The sequence below is a fragment of the Candidatus Hydrogenedentota bacterium genome (genome assembly GCA_018005585.1).
Taxonomy (GTDB): domain Bacteria; phylum Hydrogenedentota; class Hydrogenedentia; order Hydrogenedentales; family JAGMZX01; genus JAGMZX01.
In genome coordinates, this window is the sequence record JAGMZX010000004.1 from 1 (window position 1) to 12,031 (window position 12,031).

A 12,031-nucleotide genomic window follows, 5' to 3' on the forward strand; every position below is an offset into this window, starting at 1 on the left:
AAGTCGAAGCGCCGGAGGTAACTGTTGTTCACATGGATGCCGCCGGAACTACACGCAACGGAGTTGCCGGAGGTGATGGTGACCGGGTCCGTCGATTGCGTAAACGAGACGCTGCCGGTGCACGGGGGTTCGCCTTCGCCTTCGCCTTCGCCTTCGCCTTCGCCTTCGCCCTCGCCCTCGCCTTCGCCTTCGCCCTCGCCCTCTGCGCCTGCGGGGGCCAGGCAAAGGCTCATGTCATAGGCCAGCGTGCTGTACGCGCTGCCTGTCCACTGAAGCGCGGTCGCGTTGCCCGTCGGGGAACTCATCCACAAAAACCAGCAACTGGCGTTGCCCGTGCTCTTGACCGATATCCAGCCGGAACTCAAGCTGATGCTGAAAGGAAGCGCAGCGTCATACCGGTACAACGGAAAACCGCTGTAGGACGTCCCCGTTGCGGTCTTGGCAGGCGTAATGGTGGCGGAGTTCCAGACAGCGCCGGGCGAGCCGCCGCTGTCCTCGTACACCGTTACGACGATGCTGTCCGCGCCCATCGTGCAAGCCGACCACGTGCTGCCATTATTGAACACATTGATTCCCCACCACCGCACGCTGCTTACCGGCTCGGAAAGGCCGGAGAAGTTTTCCACCACGTAGTACTGTGTATCTGCCGAGGACGTCGCGGCGCTCCACGAATCGCCGGAACCGTGGGGCAGCTGGGAGACCAGGGACGTCGCGGGGCACTCTTCCGTTGGCGCCGCGCCCGCGCTGATGATGAGGTCGTAATTGCCGTAGCCGTTTCCGTACCCCGCGACGCGTATCAGGTACGTCGTGGCCGCCGTCAGGCTCAGGCTCGCCTGCGACTGCACGCTGCACGCGTCGTCGTTGCAGGCCAGAATGGACGGGCTGACGCAGTCGTTCGTCAGCACGCCGAGCGTCGTGTCATAACCGCTGCCGCACAGCGATACGGTGTAGGTGTCGGTGACGCCCGGCGTAAAGGAGAACCACACGTCCTTCACGTCGCCCAGGCTGCCGCTGCCGCAGTCCAGGGTCATGCTGCCCGTTGCGCCTTCCGTGTTGCCCGTGTAGTGCGTGTCCGTCGTAATGACTTGCGCGGCCGCGCACTCGTCATTCGCCGGCGGCGTTGCGGGCAGCTGGCACGATGTCGCTGCCGTGATCTTCACGGCGCGGCATGCGGCCGCCACGTTGTCGCGCTGGCCCGAGCTCAAGGCGAGGTTGATCGCGGCCTGGCTCAGCGCATTCGACAAGTCCAGGTAGTTGGACGAAGGCGTCAGCAGATTGGTCTGGCATTCATAGAAGAGGTCCGCCGTAAGCGAAATACCCATGCTCGTCACGGTCTCCCCGTTGAACGAGCCGCCGTCCGTCAGCAGGTAGCACAGTTTGTTGCCGACGCCGGAATTGATATGAACGCCATAGTTATCTCCGGAACCCGTGTACCAGTTGGCGCTGCACGTGCTGTCCGGGTCGCCATAGGCCGGCGGGTTGGACATCGAGCGGATTGCGCCGATCGGCAGGTCTTCGCCCATGAGCCAGCGCACACCGGACGTGTCGTCGCCCGCGCCGTTGGTCAGGTCGACATACTCGCCCCAGATATCCGAAAAGGACTCATTAATGGCCCCGGATTGCGCCATGTAGATGAGAGCGGATTCGTAGTCGGTCACGCCATGGGTCAGTTCATGCGCCACCACGTCGTCCGCGGCCGCATAGCCCTGGCCGAAATACATCCTGTTGCCGTCCCAGTAAGCGTTATCATAAGGGCACGATTCGCCCACCGGGCAGAACCGCACCGTGGCGCTCAACGTGTAGCCCGCGCCGTCGATACTGTCGCGGCCATGCTCGTTGAAATAGAAATCATACGTGTGGCCGTAATAGTCGTAGGCATAGTTCACATCGGCCACGGCCGACACCGGCTGCCCTTCCGACCGCGCCAGCGTGCCCGGGTCCGCGCTGGTGTTGGCCGAATCGTAAATCATGCGGTTCTTCGCGTTCTTGATGAGGCTGAAGTGCAGGGCGATTTCACCCGTGTTCGCGTCGACAAACACCTGCTCCCTCAACGCGGCGCCGTCCGCCGCCACGACCAGCTGCCACGCCAGGCGGTTCGGCCCCGATATGCCGAGCACCTCGGGTGAAAGAACAACCAGCGCCGGCGCTTCCACGACCGCCGCCGCCGCGCCGTCGGCGAGCGCCGCCGCCAGCGCAAGCGCGCTCGCTTCCGCTTCGCTGGCAGCCACCGCCGGGCTCAGCGCTATCTTTCCCGAGTCGAACGCGAGCGTCTGGCGCAGGATATCGCTGAAAACACACCGGACGCCGTTATCCGGCCCGACCTGAACCAGCGCCTGGGCGCCGAATACGGGGAGCCCCGCGTACATCTGGTCGAGACGCACGTACGTGCCGCCGGGGCCCTGTGTGACCCGCCCCGTCTCGAAATCCACCGCCGCGCTCGCGATGCCGAAGGCGGCCGCTTCCTGCTTCAGGTATGCCAACGCAAGCGTTTCAGGCGAACCCGACGCGCCGCGCACCGCAAACCGGCCCCCTGGCGGCGCACCCACGAAAAGCACCGCGCCATCCGGCGCCTGCAACAACCGCGCCGCTTCACCGTTACCGCCGACTTGGGCCGACAGTAGCGCGTCCACCCCCGGCTGGGCATAGCCCGCACTCGCAACACACATCAGCAGCACTGCTGCAAAAATGAACCCTTGACACCAAGACCGCGCCGATACAACACAGTCCCCGAACATCGTCCTTACCTCCTTGATAACCGCTCGCACCACACAATGAGACGGTTTGTTTCTGCGAACAGGAACACACACTCTGCCCATTCTCCCCTTCGTCCGGCCTCATACTGCCCACGTCACTGGTAAGCTTCACGAACCGAAGCGTATTCTAACAGAACCGCCGGTTTTTCGCCACACTTTTTTTAATCAGTTTTTGAAGTATTAATTCCACGGTCCAAAACGTATAAATGCGTATTTTGAGCATAATGTTCATTTTGATCAGCGGATGAAGGCACTGACCCAAGGATTCTTGGGCAGTCTGAACGCTTCCCAGCCGTGTGTTACGACGGACCCGCGCGAGGAGCCAGCGAGCACGGGCGGGACGCCCGTGCCACGGCAGAAGGCGTCTTACGTCGAACCCGCGCCCGCAGCGGCCTTCCCCTCCGTAACCTCGGGCGCGGTCCGGGCGGCGCAGACCGCCCGCATGGCGCCGGCAAAGAAGGCGTGGCACAAAGAGGTCTCCTCGACAAGACGCAACGCCGCGGCGGGGTCATTTTCGTCGAGCAGCATCGCAAAATACCGGCCGGTAAGGCCTTCCAGACCCGCGTGCAACTCGAAGGCGCGGCTTGCGGCATCGCGGGCGGCCTGGTCCCGTCCTTCGCCCGCGTGGGCCAGCGCCAAGGCCAGGTATCCCAGCCCGAACCCGGGATTCCGCCCCAGAATGCGGCCCGCAAGCCCTTCCGCAAGGCCGAATGCACCCGCAGCGGCCAAGTCGGTAACCTGGGCCGCGGCAATGCACCGGTTCAGCGGCGGCCAGCAGGCAATCACGCGCCGTAATGCCGCGATGTCAGCATGCGCCGGGCCGTCCAGCGCCGCGCGCGGGCGGATTTCCCTCAGGATGTCTCCGAATGGCACGGGCTCCAGAGGCGGGACGGCGCCGGGTGGCGCATTTGTGGGGCTGTCGCCCTGTTGCACGCGCAACAGCATCAATCCCCGATGGCCGGGGAAGAACCGTTCACCGCATTCCAGGCCGAGCGGCGCCAGCGCCCCCCGCAGTTGAGCCGCCACATCTGCTTCTGGAAACAACCACGACAGAAACGCTTGCTCATACAACAGCCACGCGGAACGCGCCTTCGCGCATTCACGGCCCGAAGACGCGCTGAAATACTCCGCAATCTCCGCGCAGGCGGCCTGCGGCGCCGGCACGCGCCGGAATTTCAGGCCGCTCCCTTCGAGATAGTACTCGGCGCACGCGACCGGGAACAGATACTCGAATTCGAGCACCAGGTCATCCCGCGTGCCCTGCTCGCGGATCGCCCGCGTGGCGCTCCCCCAGTCCGTGCGGGTGACTTCGGGCAGCGTGATAAGCAGCTGGTAGCCATAGAGCGCCGCCAACGCCGCCGTGGCCGCGATACGCGCCCCCCCGCGGCGCAACCCGGTCAGCATCCCGCCGAACGCGGCGTACAACGCCACCGTGTTGTACATTGTGTACATGGGGCTCAAGAACGGGCGGTGCGTCGCGAAAGTCAGGACACCAAGCACAAGGCCGGGGCAGGCCAGCAGCAGGAAGAGCAACAGACCCGGCCGGCCGCGCGTGCGCGGCCGCAGCGCCAGCCAGCATGCCGCGGCGCACGACGCCGCCAGCAGCAGATAGTCGCACGCGGGCCGCACCGTCAGCCAGGCCCGCGCGGCGGCCGGCAGATTCTCGCGGGGCACCGTCTTCCACGGCGGCAGGAGGTCCGCGTGAAAACTCACGACATCGTCGCCGATGACGTCAAGCAGCACGCCCGAAACGGAATGGAAGATGGAGGGATGTTCGTTGGTGTAGGGCAGCGTGTGCATCCACCACGCGAACGGCGCGAGCAGGGCGGCCTGTATCGCGGCCCAGGCCACGACGCGCCGCCACCGGCCCGTGCCGCACAGCATCAAATGGATACCCTGGACCCCGACGGCCAGGAGCGCGAACAGATGCACCCAGGGCAAGAGCGCGTTCGCGCAGAGACTCAGCGCCCACCAGCGGCGCCCGTCCCCGCGCAGCCCGCGCAAGAACCCGTAGAGCGCCACGCAGACCAGCGGCGTCAGCAGCGCGTAGGGCCTGATTTCCTGCGCGTGCCAGATGTGCTGCGGCGAAAGCGCGAAAAAGAGCGCGGCGATAAGGCCCGGGCCGCGTCCGAAAAGCAGGGAGACCAGCAGAAACAGGAGAGGGACCGTGGCCAGGCTGGTCGCGACCGGCAGCAGGCGCAGGCCCGCCAGCGAGCCGCCGGCCGCGCGCGCCCACCAATACTGCGCGAAATAGTAGAGGCACGCGTGCGCCTGTTCCGGATACATCAGCTGGATGAGCCGCACGTAGCTGAGCGCGTCCGGCGCGTCCAGATGCGCCACGTTCGGCCATTCATCGGCCCAGATAGACTGTTCGTCAAGCCGGTACAGCCGCAACCCCGCCGCCAGCAGTATGACTGCCAGCAGCGCAATCGCGGCGCGGCGGCGGGCTTTCCGCCATTCCGCGATGCCCGTTGGCTCCGATGCTGCGGCCACCTGCAACCTCTTCAGCCGTTGCGCTGCGCGCCGGCACCATGCACGGCGCCCGCCGTGAGTCTACCGAACCCGCGCCCCGCGCACAATTCCCCTTGCCAGGTTCCTGCCCATGTACAGGGATGTTCCCGTCGCGTGTGTCAGGCGGTGCGGGAGTCCCCTGCCGCAACGCGTCACGGCTCCGGCGCCGCCAGGTCCGGGCCGGGACGGAATCCGTCAAAGGGCCCCGCGGAATAGCCGAGCAATTCCTTGAAATTCGGCAGCGCCGGGTCCGTGTGCAAAATGCGCCAGACGCCCTCCTGGTCCGTCCAGGTGATCCAGATGTCGGCCGCTTCCGGCGCAGGCAGCGACATGGGCACATCCGCCACGCGCCCGGACGCGTCCGTCAGTGCGTACCCGGTCAGGCGCGCGTAGAGAAGCACGCGCGCGGTGCGGTTGGCGGCATACGGCGAGAAGTCCCACGCCCGTATCTGACGGTGCATGCGCGTGGCGGAGTAGCGCTCGAACAGCCATTGATACGCGCGGCGCACGTATTGGAAGCGCCAACCCTGCGGGTCTTCGTATTCCGTCGAATAGATGTCGAGAATGCCGTTCAGGTCCTGCGCCGAGGCCGCGCGGTCCCACGCTTCGATGCGTTCGACAATGGCCATTGCCATGCGCCGCTGCGTCTCGTCGAGCCCCTCGTAGGCGGGCCACCACGGAGCGGAGGGCGCAGGCACGGGCGCTTCGGGCGCGACGGGCCGCGCTTCGCAATAACTCAGCACCGGCGTGACCACGACCTCTTCGGCGATGCGGCTTTCCACGACACTGAGCGCAAGGTATTCCCCATAGTTGAGCGTTGTCTCGAACGGTTCCTTCTCATTGGTGAGGGCGGTGACGGCATACGCGACCGTCGCGTCTTCCGGCACGCCGGGATCCGCGAAACGGCGCTGATCAAGCCCATTCGCAAGGAGGGTGTAGCGCAATTCCGGCAGCACGCGCTTGTAGACCTTGTACGACACGTCGCCTTCGCGGAACGGCCACGTCAGCGTGATACCGTCCCCTTCGCGGCGCGCGACGAGGCCGCGCACCGGCGCGGGCGCTTCGGCCACGCGCGCCGTCTGCATCTCCGCGGTGTTCTCCCGGGTGTTCATAAGGTACAGGCCGCGTCCCACGCGGCAAATGAACGCGGTACCCTCGCCGTCCGCCGCGGAATACGGCGTCAGGAATTCGACCCAGGCTTCCGCGGTCGGCACTTCGCCGGGATGCACGACCTTCGCAAACCCGCTCAGCGCATTCGTCGGGGCATGGGCGGACACCACCGGAATCCAGTAGCGTTCGCCATGGTTGAGGATCAGCTCCGGCACCTGGCCCGGCCGTTCCATGCCATAAGCCGCATGCGCCATGAGGCCCAAATCGCAGACGCCGTCCAGGTCGCGGAGATTCCCATGGAATTCGAGCGCATTCGCGGCCGGCGCAAGCTGGTAAACGAGCCGCGCCTTCTCGCGCACGAAGTCCTGGCGCGCGATCAGGCCCTTGTCGAGCAGTTCTTCGAGCGCCGGCCGTATTGCCGTGTCCCAATGATGACGCGCGGGGCCGAACCACAGGTCCCGCTCCTCGGGGAACGCATAGACGGTCGCGCCGGTCATCGCCCCGTTGAGCATCATGGCCCGGTAAAGCGGGCTCGGCATCTTCTCCGCGTTGCCCGCGCCGCCGAAGCGGCCGGGCCCGTCGAAACACGCGTCGGCATACCAGCGCGAGTCCGGCGCAACGCCCCAGTAGTCCGCCGCGCCCTCGAGCCAGAGCCCCATCAGCGCGGGAAGCTCCGTGGTAACGTGGGGGCCTCGATAGGCCAAGCCGGGCACAACATAGCCGCGGCAATCGCGCAGCGCGGTGTAGAGCGGCGCGCACGCCCGGTTCGACATGACGCGCAGCCAGCCCAGTTCGTCCAGGCTGATCCACGCGAAACGCCCGTAGCGCGCGGCCGTGAGCACCGCGTCGCTCAACCAGCGCACGAGGCGCGGCGGCTCCATGCCCTGGGCCGCGTCGAGCGGGTCGTATTCGTTGAGGCGCATCCCGCTGACCGAGATGCCCTTGATGCACGTGAAGTCGTGCAGCAGTTCCGCGAGATGCGTCACCGGATAGTAGCACCGCGGGTTGCCGTCGGCCACGGTGACCACCGTGGGCACAGCGGCCCCCTGCAGCGCGGCCAGAATCGTCAGGTACCGCTCGTGGCGGCTGAGTACCTCCGAACCCGGCGCGTCAATCTCCACGACGGCATAGGGGCGCAACGTCTCGGGAAGGGATGTCCATGCCTCGGTTATATGCTCTATATAACGCGTCGTATCGCCGCCCGCCGGGTCGCGAACCGTGAACACGAACAGGGGATGGTCCGGGCTGATTTCCACGGTCAGCCCTGGAAAATCGGAATCGGCACAGGCGTGCGCCGCGAGCAGCACGCCCGCGACAAAGAAACCCGCCCAACCCCATCTTGCCTGGTTTGTTCGTGACATGACCCAGATTCTATGTTAGCGCGCAGAGGACGCACAACGGGGCTGCCACCCTCCCTGCGGCAGCACGGCCAGCCTCATTCCCGCTTCGTACCAGGGGATACTATCCCTTTCCAAGCCAAAGAGTTGCAGTAACTGGGAAGCCGTGGGACCGGCGGACTCCGGGTCTGGGGACGCCAACCACGCAAAGGTTGCCGGGCGCAGGACCTGGCAAGATTCAAGTTACGTATTTGCAGCCATTTGGCGATTTTCGCAGTTACCACTTACGCCGCCGGGCAGTGACGCGGAACCTTTGCTGTACGTGGGCGAACGACCCCCGTGCCGCGCGGGTTCAGAACTTCCGGCTCCATTCCTTCGGCCAGCGTTCGACTACGACCTTGGTCTCGGTAAAGAACTCGACGGCGTGTTTGCCTTGGCCGTGCAGGTTGCCGAAGAAGCTCGCGCGCCAGCCGCTGAATGGGTAAAAGGCCATGGGCGCGGCCACGCCGATGTTGACGCCGATGTTGCCGGCGCAGGCCTCGACGCGGAACTTGCGCGCGGCGGCGCCGCTCGATGTAAAGATACAGGCCATATTTCCGTAAGCCCGGTCGTTCACCATGGCGATGGCGTCCTCGAACGTGTCCGCGTGCATGAGGCTGAAGACCGGCCCGAACAATTCGGTCGTGGCGATCTGGCCCTGTGGCGGGACGCCGTCGAGCAAAGTCGGAAAGACGAAGTAACCGTTCTCATAACCGGCGACTGTCTTGCCGCGTCCGTCCACGATGACGCGCGCGCCTTCCTGCTCCGCCACGCCGACCATGTGTTCGAGGCGCGCCTTGCTCTCGGCGGAGATGACGGGCCCGGTCTGCACGCCCTTGTCGAGCCCAAAGCCGACCACGCGGTTCGCGGTCGTCTCGGCGAAGCGCTCGCGAAACTCGTCGCGCGCCTCGCCGACGGTGATCGCAACGGACAGCGCCAGGCAGCGTTGACCCGCGCAGCCGTAGGCCGAGTCGGATAGAATGCGCACGGCGGTATCGTAATCCGCGTCGGGCATGACGATTACGGGGTTCTTCGCGCCGCCTTGGCATTGGGCGCGCTTGCCGTTTTCGGCGGCGCGCCGGTAGATGTAGCGCGCGGTGGGCGTCGAGCCGACCATGCTGATGGCGCGGATCAACGGGTGGTCGAGAATCGCGTCTACGGTTTCCTTGCCGCCATTGACCATCTGGATTACGCCGGGCGGCAGGCCCAATTGCCCGACGAGGTGAAACACCTTCTGCTGCGTGATGGGGCACTTATCGCTCGGTTTCACGATGGCGCAGCAGCCCGTAGCGACGGCATAGGGCAGGAACCAGAATGGGATCATGCCGGGAAAATTAAACGGGGCGATGACCGCGGTCGGGCCGACCGGCTGGCGGAACATGTGCTCGTCGATGCCACGGGCGATGTCCTCGTTGTTCCAGCCCTGCATCAGCAGGGGGATGCCGCAGGCGGTCTCGACATTCTCGATGGCGCGGCGCAGTTCGCCCTTGCTTTCATCGTAGGTCTTGCCGCACTCGGTCGTGACACAGCGGGCAAGCTCATCGAGATGCTCTTCGAGCAGGTTTTTGAGCTTGAACAAGAACTGCACGCGGTCCGGGGCGGGCACGCGCCGCCATTGCTCGAAGGCGGCCTGCGCGGCCTGCGCGGCCTGGTCCACCTCCGCAGCCGGCGACATCGGCACCCGCGCAATCACCTCCGCCGTAGCGGGATTGTAAATCGGCGCGGTTTCGGAAGCAGCCGAGGGCAACCACTGGCCGTTGATGTAATTCAGCAACGTCTCAGGCACTGCACTATTCCTTTCAACAATGTTGTCGCAATCGTCAGCCGAATGCGAGTCAGCGCTGTGGGTTTTCCGCACCAGGTCAGAAGAAATACCGCTCCTTCACGCGCTTGGCCTCCCATTCCTCGCGGGCCTTGCGCACGGAGTCCATCTCGCTCACTTCGGCCACGGCCACGTCCCACCAACTGTCGTAGCCGGGCACGCTGACGTAGCGGTCGTTCTGGATATAAATCATCGTGGTCCGGTCGGCGGCCTCGGCCTCGCGGATCGCCTTGCAGAAGTCCTCATAGGTCCTGCATTTGATCACGTTTGCGCCGAGGCTGCGCGCGTTCGCCGCGAAGTCGACCGGCAGCGCCTCGACGGCCTCGCCCGCCTCGTCGCCGGGCAACCTGTTGCCCTTGGGGTAGACATAGCGCGTGGCGAAGCCTTCCTGCCCGAGCGAACGGCTCAGCGAGCCTATGCTTTTGTAGCCGAAGTTGTCGAAGAGCACGATAATGAGCTTGTAGCCTTCCTGGATCGACGTGACGATCTCGGAGTTCATCATGAGGTAGCCGCCGTCGCCCTGCATGACGTAGACCTCGCGATCGGGCGCGGCCATCTTCGCGCCGAGCGCGCCCGCAATCTCGTAGCCCATGCAACTGTAGCCGTATTCGAGGTGATAGTTCTTCGGGTGCCGCGCGCGCCAGAGCTTGTGCAGGTCGCCGGGCAGACTTCCCGAGGCGCAGACCATGATGCTGTCGGGCGAGCCGGCCTCATTGACCGCGCCGATGAGTTCGCCCTGGCTCGGCAGTGGCGTGTTGCGGATGGCGTAGATGCGGTCCACTTCCGCTTCCCACGCGTCATGGAGCTGTTTCGCACGTTCCTCGTAAGCGGCGTCCGTGCTGTAGCCCGCGAGGGCGGCGCTCAGTTCCTCGAGCGTAACCCGGGCGTCGCCCTGCAGCGGGAGCGCGCAGTGTTTGTGCGCGTCGAATTCCGCGACATTGACGTTGATGAAGCGCACATCGGGATTCTGGAAGGCCGTCTTGCTCGCCGTTGTGAAATCGCTGTAGCGGGTCCCGATGCCGATGACGAGGTCGGCCTCTTTCGCAAGCGCGTTCGCGGCGGCCGTACCCGTCACGCCGATTGCGCCCAGGTTCAGCGGATGCGCGTAGTGAAGGCCGCCCTTGCCTGCCATGGTCTCGCCTGCGGGGATGCCCGTCTGGTCCACGAACCGGAGCAGCGCCCCGGTCGCCTCGCTGTAAATGACGCCGCCGCCCGCGACTATCAGCGGCTTGCGGCAGGCGCGTATCCAATCGGCGGCGCGCGCGAGCGCGGCGGAGTCGGGCCGGTTGCGCGGGATGCGCCAGACACGCTTCTCGAAGAAGGCCGCGGGATATTCGTACGCTTCCGTCTGCACGTCCTGGGGCAAGGCGAGCGTTACCGCGCCGGTGTCCGCCGGGCTGGTGAGCACGCGCATGGCCTCGGGCAAGGCGCACAACAGTTGGTCGGGCCGGTTGATCCGGTCCCAGTACCGGCTTACCGGCTTGAAACAGTCGTTCACCGAGATATCCTGCGTGTGCTCCGATTCGAGCTGCTGCAGGACCGGCGCGACATTGCGCCGCGCGAAGATGTCGCCCGGCAATAGCAGCACGGGCAGGCGGTTGACGGTCGCGCCCGCTGCGCCGGTAATCATGTTCGTGGCGCCGGGCCCGATCGACGTGATACAGGCGAAGGTCTGGAGCCGGTTCTTCACCTTTGCATAGCCCGCGGCAAGATGCACCATCGCCTGTTCATTGCGGGTCTGGTAATAGCGGAAATCCGGGTTTTGCTGAAGCGCCTGGCCGGCGCCCGCCACGCACCCGTGGCCGAAGATGCCGAACGCGCCCGCGAAAAAAGGCCGTTCGACGCCGTCGCGTTCCACGTATTGCTGCTTCAGGAAACCGATCAGGGCCTGGGCCATGGTTAACCGCGGCATGAGACGTCCCTCCGCTGCGTCCGGAGCCGTGCCGGAGCAAGTCTGGTCTGGGTGCTGTCGTCAAGGTGAACCATAGTAGCCTTTGGAAAGCGGCGCATTGCAAGTCCGTGTCCGCGGGCTGCACGGACACGGCGGGACGCAGCCGCCGGCGCGGTTCAGGTCAGTTCCCGCATGATGGCCGCTATGCTCTCGCAGGCATAGGGCTTTTGCAGGAAGCGCACCTGTTGCCCTTCCTGAAACTGATGGAGCGCGTGTTCCTGCGCGTATCCGGAGCAGACGATGATGGGAACAGCCAAGCCACAGGCTTGGAGGGCGCGATACGTCTCTACGCCGTTACGGCCCGGCATGGTCAGGTCCAGAAACACAGCGGCCAGTTCCTTGCCGTGTTCGCGGAACAGGCGCTCCCCCTCGAGCCCATCCCCGGCGCAAAGGACCTCAAAACCCATGTCTTCCAGGATTTCCTGAGCGGTAATACGGACCATTTCCTCGTCGTCGATGACCAGGACACGCCCGTGTCCGCGCCACAGGCTGAAGTCGGCGGGCGCCG

Annotated in this window: 6 protein-coding genes; all 6 read right to left on the reverse strand. The window is 65.4% G+C overall.

Annotated features, from left to right (window positions below):
- Positions 1–2,666 (reverse strand): M4 family metallopeptidase (locus KA184_01065; GenBank protein MBP8128141.1); only part of this gene is annotated, 2,666 nt, incomplete at its 3' end.
- Between the two features lie 453 nt (positions 2,667–3,119).
- Positions 3,120–5,246: a glycosyltransferase family 39 protein gene (locus KA184_01070; GenBank protein MBP8128142.1), complete on the reverse strand. Its 2,127-nt coding sequence runs from the start codon at positions 5,244–5,246 to the stop codon at positions 3,120–3,122.
- Between the two features lie 170 nt (positions 5,247–5,416).
- Complete coding sequence (locus tag KA184_01075; GenBank protein ID MBP8128143.1) at positions 5,417–7,735, reverse strand: hypothetical protein; 2,319 nt, start codon at positions 7,733–7,735, stop codon at positions 5,417–5,419.
- Positions 7,736–8,063: 328 nt separating this feature from the next.
- Entirely contained in the window at positions 8,064–9,536 is a 1,473-nt protein-coding gene (locus tag KA184_01080) for a CoA-acylating methylmalonate-semialdehyde dehydrogenase (GenBank protein MBP8128144.1), read from the reverse strand.
- Between the two features lie 76 nt (positions 9,537–9,612).
- Entirely contained in the window at positions 9,613–11,484 is a 1,872-nt protein-coding gene (gene iolD / locus KA184_01085) for a 3D-(3,5/4)-trihydroxycyclohexane-1,2-dione acylhydrolase (decyclizing) (GenBank protein ID MBP8128145.1), read from the reverse strand.
- Positions 11,485–11,639: 155 nt separating this feature from the next.
- Positions 11,640–12,031 (reverse strand): response regulator (locus KA184_01090; protein MBP8128146.1); only part of this gene is annotated, 392 nt, incomplete at its 5' end.

Coding starts and splice junctions, on each gene's coding strand:
- iolD (MBP8128145.1), bottom strand. CDS start 11,484: ATGCCGCGGTTAACCATGGCCCAGGCCCTGATCGGTTTCCTGAAGCAG.
- KA184_01075 (MBP8128143.1), bottom strand. CDS start 7,735: ATGTCACGAACAAACCAGGCAAGATGGGGTTGGGCGGGTTTCTTTGTC.